The organism is Mesorhizobium sp. M7A.F.Ca.CA.002.05.1.1, from assembly GCF_003998335.1.
Taxonomy (GTDB): Bacteria; Pseudomonadota; Alphaproteobacteria; order Rhizobiales; family Rhizobiaceae; genus Mesorhizobium.
Genome location: NZ_RZQI01000040.1, coordinates 1 through 15,199 on the forward strand (window position 1 = coordinate 1; position 15,199 = coordinate 15,199).

Consider the following 15,199-nt stretch of genomic DNA (forward strand, 5'->3'; position numbering starts at 1 on the left):
GTTCATGCCATTTCGCAAAAACGTCCTTGCCCCGGCGCGGATCGTAGCCAACTTGGCTGTAGATCATATCGCGAAGGCGGGAGCCCGCGAGAATGCGGTAGTTGTCGCGGGCTTTTTCCGAGACGTTCACCCCGGCATCGATGGCGTAATATTCCATGATCGCAAGGCTGACATCAGCCGGGTAGCAGTAATGGATCACGCCCCGGTGCGTCACCTCGATATGGGCAGTTGCCGGGACTTTGCCAACTTTTTCAAGGATCGCCTTTATCCGCTGAATGCGGGGCTTTTGATCGACGTCGTTCCACTGACTGCTGATTGTGCCGATGTGCGCGTTCTGCACATCACAAAGAGCCGCTAGCCCGCGTTGATTGAGGTATGGCGTCCCATCTGAAAGAACGCCCATAATAACGCCGTCGATTTCTCGCTCTTTCTCAACAACGAGAGGGAGGTTGGGCTGATTTCCTTTCGGCCCAATTTGGCCGGATTTCATACCTAAACTATTGATGCAACCAGAGATTCTGGTTACCCTAAGTAACACAACCCGAGTGATTCCTAATGCAGTCTCAAACTGAGAACTGCGTGATACCCGGTTTCCACAGGGCTAGTTCCCAACGGCTGAGTAGCGCCTCGCAACCAACCCCGCCGCCACACGTTGACCTATGCAGTTACTCCAGACCTTGCCCGCTGCCGAGAGGTGGCGGGCTTTTTTGTCGAGCGATTGACACGCTGCCCGGTCGAAGGCAAAGAGTGGCACATTGCGGATTGACAAAGGGGAATGTCGATGAAGAAGACCTATCAGAAGCCCGTTTTCACGAAACGTGAGCGGCTGTCGTCGGTAACGGCTTCGCCCAGCTCATCTGTGGTTTCTTCCGGGACCTAATCAAGCGAATTACAGTTTTGGAAAGCCCGCTGGCTCCGGCCGGCGGGCTTTATCATTTTTGGCGTGGTATATTCCGCCGCATGCGAGTTTTGTTCATCGCCTTCGCGGTCCTGTTTTTTATGGCTATCGGCTTTTGGCTGACGGCCAATTTTCTTATCAACAACTCCACTTCGGCGGTGATCATCCAGCCGACACGGGCGCAGCAATAGGAGCGGATATTATTGAAGCCGCGGTGACGACCGCGCCTGATCGTCCCTCGCCACCGCCCCCGTCGTCAGAAGCTTGGCGCCACCCGATAGCAGCTACCCATTCAGGGCCTCAGGTTCGGCGAGGAAGGATGCAGCGATCAGGTCGTCGCCCGCAATCTGGCCGCGACCGTCTTCCATGATGGCTGCAACCTTTTGGAAGGTTTTCATTTCTGCCTCAGTTATGCGTGCCGCCCGCATTTTTGCCTGGAGATCAGCCAGACGCGCCACGAGCGCTTGGGACGTCTCGTCTTCAAGGTTCATCATCTTCATTTGTCCGGTTGAGTAAGCAATTGACCGTTCTGTGCGCGGGCCACTCAAACACAGCTCTGCGCCAAACGTTCCCTATATGGGCTTCGGTCTCAACAACGATGGGACCAAAGTCTCCCCCAGTGACGCAATGGTCCGACATCCGGATCTAGCCGGAACACCTGGATAAAATGATTGTTGTTTCAGTCGTGAAATCGGCACAGCTAGGTCTCTTCCTGTGCTGAAAGGACCCGCGAGCCGCTACAGTGGTTGGCGGGTTCTCTATTTCATGTGCCAGCGCCAGGAGCTTAATTTTGCCGCCCATGAATGATAATCAGCCGCCCAACAGGGTGGTACACCAGCCGCCGCCGGGTTGGCAGAGCGCCGGGGTGCTTCTTGCAGCCGCTGCTCTGGCGTCATCCTTGGCCGCCCTGCTATTGGCATCTTGGATGTCAGGTTGAGGGCTCCCGGAGAGGCCGCAGTCTCCGTTCTGCCCACAACGTTCGGCATCAAAAGTCTGCTCCACCAAAACGAGCAGAGGCTTGTGCTTTGGCCGTTCGTCAAATGACTTGGGGCAAGTCCCGCATGTCTCACAGCGGGCAGAGCCAACCATCAAGAATTATCTAGAATTAGCGGAACCTAATATCGCGCCGACTCTTGTGCCGAGATGAGCGCGCGCGGAATCAACTTTCTCCATCGATGGATGACGAACAACGTTCCGGAGACGACCAAGGCCGACGTGATCGCCGTTGATGAACTCACGCATAAGCTAATAGCCGACGCCAGGTCCTTGGGGATCAAACGGGAAGAAATAGACGAGGAGGTGGACAGCCTCTATCGCACTATCCTCGATGCCATCGTCCACTATGATCCTGGTGTGGCCGAATGAGCGCTCGCGGCTGCATGTTCATCGACGATTGGATCGCGGGCCATCTGCCGGTTACCACAACCGGCGACCCAATCGCGGCCAGCGACCTTGCGGACCAGATGATGGACGCCGCACGAGATGGTGGAATCAAGCCCGACGAGATATATGAAGAGGTCTGGAGCGTATCCGAAGTGATATTCGAGGCGATACGGAAAAGTAGCGTCGCCCGAGCGACCATTAGATAACGACCTATAGCATCATTCTCCAAGCAGCCGAACATAGTGTGCCTCCGGCTGCCCATAGGTGCCATTTGCAGATGCTTTAAGACCATTGCGGTCTCGGATATCCACTTCGCCCCGTCGGGAATAAATGAGACCCCGCCCTTCCAGCACCTGCAACCCAACCGTGACTCCTGGGCGCCTTGCTCCGAGCATAATTGACAGGAACTCATGAGTGATCGCAAGGCGTTCGCCGTGGACCCGATCATCACACATCAAAAGCCATCGCGCCAAACGTTCTTCAAGGTTCGATCGTGCGTTGCTCAGGGCCGTATAGCTGGTCTGGATGTGGAAATAGTGGACATAGCGCAAGAGGAAGAGGCGCAGCGTCGGGCTGTTCGCAAGAGCCTCCTTGAAGGGCTCAGCTCCGATGCGGTAAGCGCTACCGGGCGATTGTACGTAACATTGATGCGCCGCATAGTCAGCGCCCATCACGAGCGCGCCACCGGTCATTCCCTCAAAGCCGACGAGCCCAACCTCTGTTTCTTTTCCTGACGCTGTGGCCACCACGGAAGCAATGCCGTCCTCCGGGAAATAGACCGTCTCGATATTAGAATCGGCCGTCTCCAGATTCATTCTCAGATTTAGAGCACATCGCTCAAGATGCGGTTGCAAAAGCGCTAGGTCATCGGAGTTGAGCCGACGCAGCAATTCGTTTTTATAGGAATCATTCACTAGATTGGTCATAGCTCAATCCCACTTGGGGCAAGAGCTTTCCAATCTCCCTGCCGTCCGCGCCCGTAAAAACGTGCAGACGATTCAATGAAGATACGCCTTGTGGCGCGCGATTGACACTGAAATGCGATTCGATGCACGGCGTCCCCTCAGCCGGCAAATTACAAAACATGGACGTTCAAAGTTAAAGGGTTGGAATCGTACAGAACTCTGCTTAGTACGAAACCGACAATTCGTGATAGGCGGCCAACGCGAGATCGATCAGGCCGAACCTGCAGAACTGACAATTCCCGCAATGCGGATAGCGACGGCATCAAGTCCGCCGTCGTAAATTCTCGTCAGGACGTGTTCCGCAGCTTGAGCCCTTTGGGCAGTGCACCCGAGAAGGTCGCCACCGCCCAACCTTGCCGGCCTATTGGCGACGCAATCCCAAACTCCCCACGATCCGTCGCGTTCAATATGACAGTAGAATCGGTGCTGGTGATTTTCCATGCAACTTAAACCCCCAACGTGCCGTTTGGGGTCCGCTCTATCCTGGAAGGTGGTTAATGGGCGTGCCGCGTTTGCCGTCACTTGCGGCATCCGAATGCCGCTTCCCTGCAGGATTTCCCGAGGAATCATAGCCGGCCCGTGTTGCATTCTCCGGCCGGCGCGGTGCTATATGCTGAGAATTCAGGGGCACAGACCATGATCCACACCCGCGCCGTAGTCTGCGCCCTAGCGCTCACGACCTTTGCCGCGGGTGCGTATGCCGATCAGCCCATGACAGGCAAGATGGCGAAATACATAATCGCTGGGCGTATCCTCAGCAACCGAGTTTGCGACAATGACCGTTTCTATCTGGATGAAGCTCGGCGGCTTCAATCCCTCGCGTTCGATCAGGTCGGCAAGAAACTAGGTTCATTTGAGCAAGGGCAGGAAACCGGGTTAGGCATGCCTGAGAGCGCCTGTGAGCAGCTTTACATCGATGCCGGAAACTGGAGCATGCTTCGCCCGGGACGGCCCTCAGAAGCCGTTGCGGAACAAATCAAATTGCTCGCCGCGATCGATAACAATAACTGCAATTGGGACAATGCGACTAAGGCTGACTTCGATCCACCGAAATACCCTGCGATGGTTCAGGCATCCAAAACATGGTTGGCTGAAAAGGAAATTCATAGCGTCGGTTACGACCGGCTGATCGAACTGCAATCCCTCTATGGATTTGAAACGACTATGGCCTACGTGGACGCCGGCAATTCTTAGGGCGTGTCCGACAAGATGACAGAGATTTGCCCAATCATCGAGGAGTTCGCCAAGTCACTTCTTGGGCGATAATTGGCGCAGGTTTGAGTCATCAGTAGATCAACGTCAGCCGCAGTCCGTTGTCGTCCAGCACGTTCGTTGTCGCGGGTGGCCACTGTCACGCGACACGCTGAAACGACTGAGGGCAGTTGTACGCGACGGACGAGGGCGTTATTGGCGCTTTTGTGCGACTACCTGGATTTGTGCGGTTAGGCAGAGCCCTCGGTCTCGCTTTCCTCATCGAACAGACGCGGCACCGGGAGATAAGCGTTGGCAATGGGCCAATCGCCAATGATGGTCTTGATCAGATCCGATTTCGCCTAGCTGAAATCGATGACGGGCTTTTCGGGAGAGGCCATTTTGCATCACTCGCAACACGGCTAACCAATCGATGCCATCCGCTTGGGACGACAATCTCTCAATGATGATCGAGGGGGAAGCTGGTTGATGTCAGCCCTGGTTGACCAAGGCGGTGATGCGAATGCCCGATTTTCGCGGTTGTTCCGGCCATGCAATGATAGCACAGCGTGACGACCTCTGAACACCCTTTACCGCAGGATTAGCCCGCCGGTTCTATTGATCTGCCTCATACCAACATTGCGCAAAGCGACAATTCAAAATAGGTTCGCACTGCCAATTCAGGAGTGAACAATTGACCGATGAAATTGAACGAAACACAGATCTGATTGAGCTGACGGTCGATATTGTCGCCGCGTTTGTACAAAATAACGCCGTGCCAGTGGCTGGGCTGCCGGATCTTATTTCTTCGGTCAACGCCGCGCTTTCGAAATTGGGCCCGACAGCGGTCGCGGAGCTACCGCCGCTGACGCCGGCCGTGAACCCGAAGAAGTCGATCTTTCCGGATTACATCGTAAGTTTGGAAGACGGTCGCAAATTCAAGTCAATGAAGCGCCATCTGGGTTTGCTTGGGATGACGCCCGAACAGTACCGCACGAAATGGGGTTTGCCTCGCGACTACCCCATGGTGGCGCCAAGCTATGCCGCACAGCGATCGGAGTTGGCAAAGTCGATAGGGCTAGGGCTAAAGCCTGCCACGAAGGATCCCGCCAAGAAAGCGCCGGCCAAGAAGCCAGCCCCAAAGGGTATCAAGGCTAAAGGCGCAAAGCGCAATCTCACAAGGAACGCGTAAAGCGAAGCTGGGGCTTCGTATCTCCGTCATGCAACGCCTAGGGGTGTCACCTTACCCACAGGCTGGGCACGGCGAGCAACGCAGTCGCCGGAGAACCGTCTAACCACTACTTACATTAGGGATATCTTGCAGATCAGCCTTATCTGGGGTATCTAATGGCGGGGGGGGTGTTATATGTACTGGATAATGTTGTTTGCCGGGGTGGGTTGCATTATGGCCTTGTTTGGCCTCTTGGTTCTCAGTGGCCTGGTGGGGGACCCGGGTGCTCACAGGTTCAAGTCCCACAAGGACAAGCCGAACTAGTCAGCTTCCGCGCTACTTGCCTTTAACGACCGACAAGATTGTTGGATCGACATCGAATATCTTACGGGCTCGCGCTGAGAAGAAACCTACCTGAAGCGCATTGCAAAACGCCGCGGCCGACGCGAGTAAAAGCGGGCCCTCCATCAGAACGCCAGCCGTACACAATACGACGGTTGCGAGGCCGGTACCCAAGGTAATGCGAAAAGCAAACTTTTCGTCGCCTAACACCATCAACAAAACTCCTGACGATCCGCCGAGAACATGGCAAACTTGGCCGCAGCCTAAGATCAGCGCTATCCACAAAGAACTTTCGTAGTGTGGGTTCCAAATCTGCACAGCGGCATAGCCGAGAGTCACCAACCCGAAATACATTAAGCAAGTCAGGAGCGTCGAAACACCAACCAATGTTCTGAGAGATCGCTGAAGTCCCACTCGGTCGCCCAGCGTCCAATGCTGTACCGCAGAAGGGGCAAAGGCGGAATTTGCGATGCTGAGCGGCATGATCAGTACCGTCGAAATCCTCAAAGCGACACCATATTGCGCAACTTCTGAGAAGCTAGTGAAGAGCGTCAGCAGAACCATGTCGACCTGAGATAGACCGAACAACATCAAGGTTGTCGCGAGATTCGGCAGAGTACGAAGGATAATCGCTCGTAGGTTTGTCTCTACGTTTGCTGGCTCAGTCCAGCGGCGCGACATCATAAAAATGCTAAAAGCGCCAAAACCCGCTGCCATCGCGAAGCCGACCAAACTACACAATAGGACCTGATGAAGGGTGACGCTGCTGTGTGTCACGAGGGCAAACGCGAGGAAGAGGGCCACAATGGCACTAGGGAAGGCCATGAGGAAAGCCGAACTCCGAATCGAGTGAACCGCTCGAAGCAGTTCGACTTGGACAGACCCCAAAGCTGCGCAGGGAATGGCTACGGCGACTATCGGCAAAATTTCTCCCCATTCGTTGCCTCCGCTGCTTCCGATCCAATGTTCTGCAAGCCAGAATGCCAATGCTGTGATGAGGCCGAAAGAGACAACTAGTCCCTGGATCCTAGCTATAAGATCCCGCGCTCGTCCAAAGTCTCCTTTCGCGGTCGCGGCCGAGACAAGCGCCGGCACAGTAAATGTGAGGCCCAATTGAACCAGGATTGCAAATCCTGAGGTGAGTATCTGAGCAATGAAATAGATGCCGACTTTGTCTGGAGGCAAGGCAAGAGGAAGTAGCAAGGAGCTCGCAAGACCTGCAGCCAATATGCCAACGCGGCCGGCGGCAGCGGCGCCACTAGCTCGCCATATCGAGGGCGCGGAAGCGACCGGAAGATCAATGGAGATGGGGTCGCTCATTGGGAGGCGCTCGGCTAGCCCGGGGACAAAGGGACGAACAGTTGGGAGTAATTGTGGCGTCTGCATGATTGGGCGCCCAATTGCAGTGAATTGGAACCGGGGTTAGTCCAGAAAATGGCGCGCCCACCCTGTCTGGATAAAGTGACCCTTCAGTTCGTCGTAGTTCGAGATGATCTCAGATTGAGCGCCGGTTCTCTGCCTTTTGAAACGGCTTTCGAGAGGTGCATCGCGCAAATTCAGAAATTCGAGGCAGCGCAATACGCCAGAGCCGTCGACCAACTGTTCATATGTTACATGCAAATTGGGAAATTCACTCGCTATCCGGTGCAAAGCGGAGTTGTCGCTTGTCCATTTCTCAAAAGCGGTCAATACATCATTTGGATCTGCATAAAAGTCATTTATTTTTGTCGGCCCGTAGTCCGATCTCCATGAATTATTTAAAGCCGCAAGTCTGTACGAAATATATTGATCCAACAGGTTGTCGCGTGACAAGCGGACAATCTTGTATCCGAATCTCTTGAATGCTTCTACCGCGTCAGTATGCTCCAGCAGAGACAGGTAGGGCATTTTGAAACCGGTGACCCTGCTACCCTTTTTGTGGAGCATCTTCTCAAGATAGCTAGCCACGTCCTTCTGACGGGAGTTTCTGAAAGATATTGTGCGCCGCCTGACCAAGTCGGCGATTAAGCGCGCCGTCGGTGAGAATAGCTCGCCTTCGCACGTTGCATCTGGGTGAGAGTCAAGCAAAGCCTGGAGATAGCTGGACCCCTGTCTCCCCACAAACAAAATCGCGAAAAATGTATGATCAGTCATTGGCAGATAATTGCTACACCGTTCAAAGGCCCATTCATCCTAGACGTCTAGCACCATCCCGAGTATTTGACAGGGCGTAGGATGATTGGATGGATATTTTGCACATCAAATCAGAAACCCAGTGCCTCTATGGGCAACGGCCGAAGCTATTAGCGAGGAACTCGCCGATAAGGCCGCGTGGCTGCACGTCTTACGCGCTGCTTAGACCCATTAACCGCCTGTATTCCGACTCCTTGGCGCGATTGCAAAAGCACGCGGACAGTTCGACATGACGGATAAGACGGGAGAGATGACGCGCAGTTTGGCTTCAGAGGGGGATGCGAGTGATGTCCCGAAAATCGTTCAACAGGAATCCGTGCTCGTCTTCGAATCTTTTGAAGAAACAGCGGCCTTTAAGCTAGGCTGCGCGCTTCGTTCCATCGCAGTGCGCGAACAGGTCGGGATCGTTATCGACATTCGGCTCTGGGATCGTCAATTATTCTACGCCGCGCTTCCGACATCAACGGCGTCGAATGGTGAATGGGCACGGCGCAAGCTTAACGTAGTCAAGCTCTTTCACAAGAGCAGCTATCTCTTAGCCCTACAGCAGCAACGTGAGGATCGCACTTTCCCTCCCGGATACGGTCTGAATCCACAGGATTTCGTTCTAGCCGGCGGGGCTTTTCCAATCCGGGTCAAAGGGGTGGGCGTGATTGGAGCGATTGCGGTGTCCGGCCTCAGTCAACGCAGTGACCATAACCTCGCAGTAGCAGGTCTATGCGAGCACCTTGGAAAGGATGCCAACCTTTTGTCCCTCGGTCCCGAGACATGGAACTAGTCTCTGTTGGCTGCATTCCGTCGTTCCCGCATACGCACCGATACGGGGGCAAACGCGCACCGGGCTATCAGAAGAGCGTGGCTTACGGCTTTGCGAGATAGCAGTGTCCGCGGGTGCCTGGCTGCTGCCAATAATCGTTGAACGGCAACAGCTACTCGTCCCGAACGCCCATGGATCGCAGCCGACAGTAAATTAGCGTTTGCCCTAGTCTCACGCTCCCATTTGCGGAGTTCATCGGGAAGATCCTTCCGTCGGAAGAACGTCTCAATCATGCGCTGCGGTTCTTCTCCACGTTCAAATGGCACAGCTCGGTAGGTGGTCGACGCGCTATGCATACGGAATTCCGCGAGAACCTCTGGCACATGGTAAAAATTACCTTCCAATGCCAAGCGCAGGAAAAAGTCGAGGTCAGGAATCTGCCGAAGGTCCTCTCGCCAGTAACCAGCTCGTTCATAAGCCTCACGTCGAAAAAAGGCCCCAGGGCCCGGCAGGCAGTGCAGGTGTGCGTAGAGAGCACGACGCGAAAATTCCGGCGGCTGTAAGGTCGACCTGAGAGTTGAATGCTCGTCGATAATGTCGAAGTCGGGGTAAACCAAAACTACATCAGTGCGAGCCGACAATTCCTCCACGCAGCGCCGAACAGCTGTTGGGCGCAGACGATCGTCTGCGCTTAGATAGCCGAGGATGTCCCCCGTGCTCATTGCCCATCCTGTGGTCATGGCCGCACTCTGGCCAGCGTTCACTTGACGGTGCAATTTAATTTCAGGACCATAATTCGAGACGAGATCGCTTGTGCCGTCAGTTGAACCGTCATCTACAACTATGATCTCCAAATTTGGATAGTCTTGGGCCAAGAGGCTTTCGATTGTTTCCGCGATGTAGTCTGTCGCATTATATGCTGGGACCACGAGCGACACTTGGGGACCTCTTATCAACGGTCCTCTCCGGTGCGCTTGATCGTCGTCGACAGGGCCTCGATCGCCGGTTGATTTTGTGGCGTATCTACGACGACGTTTGCGGGAGCCCCCCTTTTTGCGATTATTTCTTCAAAGCGAGAAATCAGCTTGTCTACAATCGAAGGCCAGGCAAAAGTCTCCACTATGTAAGATCTAAGCGCTCGTCCCTTCGACGGTAGATCACCACGTTCGGCCAGCATCGAGTGAAGCCCTCCATACAAGCCCTCAACAGTTGCCGGTACGACGTATCCACCACCCACCGTCTCGACTTCATCAAACCCACATTGGTCAGTGAGAAGAACAGGCGTGCCAACGATACCAGCTTCCAGCGCCACGAGTGACATCGCCTCAGCTCGGGAAGGCACGACCAGGAAAAGCGCGCGTCTATATGCCTCGCTCCGTGCGCTCTCGCCTAGATGCCCCGTGAAGACAACCCGGTCGGCGAGGTGGTGCGCATTAACAAAGGATTCCAACGATAGGCGCATGCCAAAGTCTGGACCTGCTACTACCAACCCGATATCCGGATATTCCTGACTCATCTTCTCAAACGCGCTTATAAGAAGATCGGGGCCTTTCACTTCGGCTAGTCGGCCGACGAAAAGGACATACGGCCCATTTGGTCCAGTCTCCATCGCTTCAGCTGCTAAAGGTTGTTCCTCAACCCCGTTTGGAACCACGATGACATTGTCTTCTGGCGATTTGAACCGCTCCAGTATCTGACGGCGCTCCAGGGGGGTGACCGCAATCAGCGTCGCTGCATTCCGAACCATCCGCTTTCCAAAGGCGATGTGGAAGAGATACGGGATCGGCCTAGGGTGATTGAGACCGACAAACTCCCCCGCAGCGCTGAAAGTATAAGGCTTCCCGAGCCATCGCGCGAGAAACGCTGTCGCGACCGACAGGAAGTTCCAGTACCCGAGAATATGAATGACATCGGCGTTTCGAACGCTGCGCATTAGCCTAAACGGATTGATTGTCGGGACCGAGAAGCGGAGACGCATCGCACCCGTAATATAAACTTGCATGTTCCTACCATGCAGTTGCCCGACGAGATCCCCGCCTTGCATAGTGACGATCTCGCAACGATGTCCTCTTTGCGTCAGATGGCTAGCAAGCCGCCTTGTTCGCTCTGCTGTGCCTCCTCCTTTTTGGGAATCGAGTGAAACTGTAGTCAGGAGGATATTCATGCGCCCGACATCCGAGTCACCCTCGCAAGATCACTGGCGTAATTGTCCAGCCTGCTGGTGAACGCCTCGGAGACTAGCCCTAATTCCGTGGCCCTGATTGCAGAGAAGCGCCGGTCAATAGCGTGCGCCGGAAGCCCCCTCAGACGTAACAAGAATCTAAGGAAGAATCTTGGTGAGGTTGGTCCAAATTTCGGGAATTCTCGGCCGAATGCCAGGGCGAAGCGATCCTGGACAAACGCGAAATTGTTATTCGGATCGGAATCATCGGTAACTACGACGATCTGTGAGCCATGGATTTTCCGGTCGAACGCCAATTTGACAAATGCCTGTGCAACAGTCTCCACACTCACCAGGTGCATTCGTCTTTCACCGTAAAGAGCACGGCGGAGCGCAATCTTCCATGATGGGGCTTGTTTCATCTCCTCCGCCAAAGTGACGAGATTGCGTCCGCCGCATCCGAAAATAGCTCCCAGCCGCAACACAATCGTCTCGGCGAACGAGCCTGTCAGAATTGCCTCACCTATAAGATGCTCTTGCTCATAAGGCGACAACGCGCATGGCAATGTGGCTTCGTCGATTTGCCGGTCGCGTACCCCTGCGTAAACGTCAATGCTGCTAGCATGAATACAACGGGAAATACCGGCGTCGCGAAATGTCGACTGCAAGCTCCGCAATACGGTAGGGTACCAACCGGTGCCGTCGGGGCGTAATAAGTTGATCATCACGTCGTAACCGCTCAAGGCGGCCAACATCTCGGCAGAATCTTCCAAATCGGCCTTTTTGACATTCACGCCGGCTTGATTGAGCCATTCTGGTTCCGAACGATGCACAATGAACCGGCTGGGTGGGAAGGCCGGATTGGCCAACAGCCGCGCTAGGGCCTCACCAACGAACCCGGTTCCCCCGAGCACTACCACGCGCGGACCGGTGTCACATTGCTTGTAGGTCATTCGGGCTGACTTCGAAAAAGGGCAGCGAATCGAGCCAATTTATGAGACGAGGCACAAGCCAATTCGCAATTCGCAGGGCTATATCATGGGGATTGCTTCTCATACAACGAATTGCGTCGCCGGCTGCGTGTATTATGGGGAAGAATCGCGATTCGTGGCGCAGAGGGTTTTGGTCATGCTTGCCGCATGTCGGTTTGTGGTCTCCGCGAGCATTGAAGTAAAGGGTTGATATGAGCCAATCTCAAAAGCTTCAGCCATCTCGAGCAAATGTGCCCGGAAACGCGATTCTCTTGGGAGTTGCGCTGCTTGTTGCCTCAATGGGCTTCGTCCTTCTAGCCACCTATCCCGGCCAGTCGAAACTGATTCTCCTCTGGTTCTATGCATCGGGCTGCGCTGCCGTCTTCATCCCGCTCTGGCGTCCGTCCTCCTTTTTCGTGTTTCTGCTGTCGTCATTCCTTTTTGTAGGATTCATTGCAAAAGCGGTCGCTAATTTCGTATTTGGCATCGCGCTCATCGAGCCTACCAGCACATTCACGACTGAGTGGGATCAGGCACTTGCTTTCGCAGCTAGTGGCTTTTCAGGGGTGTGCGCGGCTGGATTGGCCGCATCGTTTTATCCCGCGTTCAAGGAAATTCGGAAGGCGGTAGCGCCTCCTTTCGTGTCGAAATTTGTCGTCCTCGCGTTTGCAAGTTTGATTGCCGTTTCTATCGGGCTGTATTGGGCCAATTACTCATTTCACATTATACGGATTGGTTTCCCCTTGGGCATTAACATCAACCCCCGCCTGTATGCGGTCGCGGCCTTCGTGATCGCATGGGGGGCTCTTTTGGGAGGCCTAACCTTGGCCCTGTGGCTGGTCGAACTACGCGACTGGTCGTATTCAGTGTTGATCTACGTAGCAGTGTTTCTTGGGCTGCTCGCATCGCTCTCGATGGGAAGCCGCATCCAGTTGCTTCTCTATGTTCTCGCCGCATTCGCGGTCGTTGTCTTACGACGTCGCGATGTGAGGAGTTGGGTTGCGATCGCAGTTGCCATGGGTCTCAGCGGATTTGTTTTTGCAGGCTCGCTTGCAGTAGTTAGCCTTGAACGCACTTTCGATTTCTCGATCAGCACCGCACAGACACAAGGCGTTCCACAGCAGCCGTCAGGCGTTGTTCCACAGCAGCCGACAGGCATCGGAAAAACTCTGGCACCGTCGCCCGACTCCTCGGCGCCTCCGGCTGCGACGATAATAGACAAGGTTGAGGCAGTCAGAGGTGATCGTTTCGCCCTAGCCGGTCTCTACCGTCAACTGCGCAATCTCGCGGTCATGCGCTGGGTTGGACTTGAAGGGACGATGACGGCCGCGGCAAATCTTGACCATCTTGGAGGCGATTTGTTCTTGCATGTGATCAAAGAAGACCCAGCCGCTGGCGCCCAAGCGATCTACCAAAAAATGTCCGGTGACCGGTACGGAAAGGTCCAATATTATACGTTCCTCACGTTGCCAGGCCCCATTGGGGTGGCCAGCCTTTCAGGGTCGATAATCGTCGTCTCGGTATTCATGTTCTTTCTGACAATAGCTGGCCATTCGATCGAATGGTTGGCTGCCTGGGTCACACAAAATGTCGCCTCTGCGGCGGTGACAGGTGTCTCGTTAGCCTACTTACTCGTCCAAATGGGGTTCCCGTGGACTTTGTTCATTTACGCGATCGAATTGGTCCTGTCGGTGCTTTTCGTCGGCGCCGTTTGGTACATGGTTGATTGGCTGGCTACGGGTAGGCGGGCGGTTACCGCGAAAGTGTGAGGATCTGCCGTATCAGATTTAGTTGGGCTGAGTTCCTGCCTTGCACTAGACGATGGCGAGTCGGAATGCGGCGGACGGCTTTTCGCTCAGAGCTGCGGGGAGACGAAGGCACGATTGCGGTCAGACGGCGCCAGGTTCGTGTTTCCTCCAGACCCGCCTGTTGATGAAGTCCGTGTAACTTAGAACGATCCGCAGCACCTTTTCGGATACATTGTCGGAGCTATAGTCAGTCGGCAAACGCAAGGTCCGCATCGCGCCTCGTGACTGAGTCTCCAATATCTTAAGCCCGTCAAAAACGCGCTCTATGTCCAGGCCGACCATCATCACTGAGGTCTCTTCGAAGCCTTCGGGGCGCTCATGTACCTCGCGCAGATTGAGGGCGGGAAAGTTCAGGATCGCGCTTTCCTCAGTTATCGTGCCGCTATCCGAAAGCACGGCTCGAGCCGAACACTGGAGCCTAATATAGTCGAAGAACCCAAACGGTTTTTCAAACCTGACATTTTCATGGCAGCTGGCACCAAGCGCGTCCAAACGTTTTCTCGTGCGAGGATGAGTCGAAACGATGACTGGCTCCTGATATCGCTCGGCAATCCCATTGAGGACATTAAGCAGCTTCCTTAGCCGCTCGGGCGAATCCACATTTTCCTCGCGATGAGCACTGACTACGAAGAAACGTTCTGCCGTCAAGCCGAGATTGCTGACCGCCGCCGAGGCTTCGATTCCGCTTCTGTAGTGCTCGAGCACCTCCCGCATCGGACTGCCGGTAACAATTACCTGGTCGGGTGGGAGGCCTTCTCGCAGTAGGTAGTCACGAGCAATCTGGCTATAGGTCAGATTGACATCCGCTGTATGGTCCACAATTCGGCGGTTAATCTCCTCTGGAACACGAAAATCGAAGCAACGATTTCCGGCCTCCATGTGGAAGATGGGCACCTTCCGCCGTTTGGCCGCAATCGCCGCCAAACAGCTATTCGTGTCACCCAAAATCAGCAGTGCGTCGGGGCGATGACTCTCGATCGCCTGATCAGCCGCGATGATGACTTTCCCAATTGTCTCCGCAGCAGAAGCACCTGCAGCTTCGAGGAAGACGTTGGGCGGCCGAATGCCCAACTGCGAAAAGAAGACCTCATTCAGCTCATAATCGTAGTTCTGGCCACTATGAACGAGCACGTGATCGAAATTGGCATCGAACTTTGCAATGACCCTGGACAGCCGAATAATCTCTGGCCGAGTCCCAACAATGGTCATGACCTTAAGCACGGAGCGCCCCTTTAAGGATGTCCAACTGCGATAGCAGTGCCTTGACCTGACCGACATCGAGGCGAACGGTGTTGTGAGATGTGTAATCCTCCAGCTCTGAAACCATTCGCTCGCCTTCAACGAAATATTTGTCGTAGTTCAGATCCCGAGAATCGGCCG

16 protein-coding genes and 1 pseudogene are annotated in these 15,199 nt (G+C 54.6%); 7 read left to right on the top strand and 10 right to left on the bottom strand.

Going from position 1 to position 15,199, the window contains the following annotated elements:
* A pseudogene (locus EN939_RS03995) lies at window positions 1-490 on the bottom strand (hypothetical protein); the annotation flags it as partial.
* 407 nt (window positions 491-897) lie between these two features.
* Between EN939_RS03995 and EN939_RS04005 the strand changes: the two are divergent.
* Window positions 898-1,089 (top strand): hypothetical protein, encoded by a 192-nt coding sequence (locus tag EN939_RS04005; RefSeq protein WP_127267016.1) that lies wholly within the window; start codon window positions 898-900, stop codon window positions 1,087-1,089.
* A 93-nt stretch (window positions 1,090-1,182) separates the two neighbouring features.
* Here EN939_RS04005 and EN939_RS04010 read toward each other — a convergent pair whose 3' ends face one another.
* Complete coding sequence (locus EN939_RS04010) at window positions 1,183-1,392, bottom strand: hypothetical protein (protein ID WP_164748682.1); 210 nt, start codon at window positions 1,390-1,392, stop codon at window positions 1,183-1,185.
* Window positions 1,393-2,041: 649 nt separating this feature from the next.
* On the opposite strand from EN939_RS04010, the gene EN939_RS04015 reads away from it, so the two are divergent.
* Both EN939_RS04015 and EN939_RS04020 read left to right on the top strand, forming a co-directional pair.
* The gene (locus EN939_RS04015) at window positions 2,042-2,263 is read left to right on the top strand and encodes a DUF768 domain-containing protein (protein WP_127267017.1); all 222 of its coding nucleotides are present in this window, start codon (window positions 2,042-2,044) and stop codon (window positions 2,261-2,263) included.
* A 14-nt stretch (window positions 2,264-2,277) separates the two neighbouring features.
* Window positions 2,278-2,487: a hypothetical protein gene (locus EN939_RS04020; protein WP_236382658.1), complete on the top strand. Its 210-nt coding sequence runs from the start codon at window positions 2,278-2,280 to the stop codon at window positions 2,485-2,487.
* Window positions 2,488-2,499: 12 nt separating this feature from the next.
* On the opposite strand, the gene EN939_RS04025 is transcribed toward EN939_RS04020, so the two are convergent.
* Window positions 2,500-3,207, bottom strand: a complete 708-nt coding sequence (locus EN939_RS04025; protein ID WP_127267019.1) for a Crp/Fnr family transcriptional regulator — start codon at window positions 3,205-3,207, stop codon at window positions 2,500-2,502.
* 675 nt (window positions 3,208-3,882) lie between these two features.
* On the opposite strand from EN939_RS04025, the gene EN939_RS04030 reads away from it, so the two are divergent.
* Both EN939_RS04030 and EN939_RS04035 read left to right on the top strand, forming a co-directional pair.
* Window positions 3,883-4,440: a hypothetical protein gene (locus EN939_RS04030; RefSeq protein WP_127267020.1), complete on the top strand. Its 558-nt coding sequence runs from the start codon at window positions 3,883-3,885 to the stop codon at window positions 4,438-4,440.
* A gap of 691 nt (window positions 4,441-5,131) precedes the next feature.
* Window positions 5,132-5,629: a MucR family transcriptional regulator gene (locus EN939_RS04035; RefSeq protein WP_127267021.1), complete on the top strand. Its 498-nt coding sequence runs from the start codon at window positions 5,132-5,134 to the stop codon at window positions 5,627-5,629.
* 315 nt (window positions 5,630-5,944) lie between these two features.
* Here the strand turns inward: EN939_RS04035 and EN939_RS04040 are convergent, their stop codons facing one another.
* Together EN939_RS04040 and EN939_RS04045 are read right to left on the bottom strand one after the other, a co-directional pair.
* On the bottom strand, window positions 5,945-7,270 hold the full coding sequence (locus tag EN939_RS04040; protein ID WP_127267022.1) for a lipopolysaccharide biosynthesis protein: 1,326 nt from the start codon (window positions 7,268-7,270) through the stop codon (window positions 5,945-5,947).
* 102 nt (window positions 7,271-7,372) lie between these two features.
* Complete coding sequence (locus EN939_RS04045; protein ID WP_127267023.1) at window positions 7,373-8,083, bottom strand: hypothetical protein; 711 nt, start codon at window positions 8,081-8,083, stop codon at window positions 7,373-7,375.
* A 268-nt stretch (window positions 8,084-8,351) separates the two neighbouring features.
* Here EN939_RS04045 and EN939_RS04050 point away from each other — a divergent pair, with 268 nt between their 5' ends.
* Entirely contained in the window at window positions 8,352-8,900 is a 549-nt protein-coding gene (locus EN939_RS04050; RefSeq protein ID WP_236382656.1) for a heme-degrading domain-containing protein, read from the top strand.
* Here the strand turns inward: EN939_RS04050 and EN939_RS04055 are convergent.
* The 3 genes from EN939_RS04055 to EN939_RS04065 are packed head-to-tail and all read right to left on the bottom strand — an operon-like array spanning window position 8,897 to window position 11,993.
* Window positions 8,897-9,817, bottom strand: coding sequence for a glycosyltransferase family 2 protein (locus tag EN939_RS04055; protein WP_164748681.1), 921 nt, complete (start codon window positions 9,815-9,817; stop codon window positions 8,897-8,899). The two genes, EN939_RS04050 and EN939_RS04055, sit on opposite strands and share 4 nt — an antisense overlap.
* Window positions 9,818-9,831: 14 nt before the next feature.
* Window positions 9,832-11,043 (bottom strand): glycosyltransferase family 4 protein, encoded by a 1,212-nt coding sequence (locus EN939_RS04060; RefSeq protein ID WP_127267025.1) that lies wholly within the window; start codon window positions 11,041-11,043, stop codon window positions 9,832-9,834.
* On the bottom strand, window positions 11,040-11,993 hold the full coding sequence (locus EN939_RS04065) for an NAD-dependent epimerase/dehydratase family protein (protein ID WP_127267026.1): 954 nt from the start codon (window positions 11,991-11,993) through the stop codon (window positions 11,040-11,042). Before EN939_RS04065 ends, EN939_RS04060 begins: the two co-directional genes overlap by 4 nt.
* Before the next feature lie 230 nt (window positions 11,994-12,223).
* Here EN939_RS04065 and EN939_RS04070 point away from each other — a divergent pair, with 230 nt between their 5' ends.
* Window positions 12,224-13,780 carry a hypothetical protein gene (locus EN939_RS04070; RefSeq protein ID WP_127267027.1) on the top strand — a complete coding sequence of 519 codons (1,557 nt, stop codon included), beginning with the start codon at window positions 12,224-12,226 and terminating at the stop codon, window positions 13,778-13,780.
* A 120-nt stretch (window positions 13,781-13,900) separates the two neighbouring features.
* Here the strand turns inward: EN939_RS04070 and wecB are convergent, their stop codons facing one another.
* Window positions 13,901-15,040, bottom strand: coding sequence for a non-hydrolyzing UDP-N-acetylglucosamine 2-epimerase (gene wecB, locus EN939_RS04075; RefSeq protein ID WP_272483079.1), 1,140 nt, complete (start codon window positions 15,038-15,040; stop codon window positions 13,901-13,903).
* A complete protein-coding gene (locus EN939_RS04080) occupies window positions 15,033-15,146 on the bottom strand; it encodes a hypothetical protein (protein ID WP_245473052.1) in 114 nt (37 codons plus the stop codon). Before EN939_RS04080 ends, wecB begins: the two co-directional genes overlap by 8 nt.
* Between the last annotated feature and the right edge of the window lie 53 nt (window positions 15,147-15,199).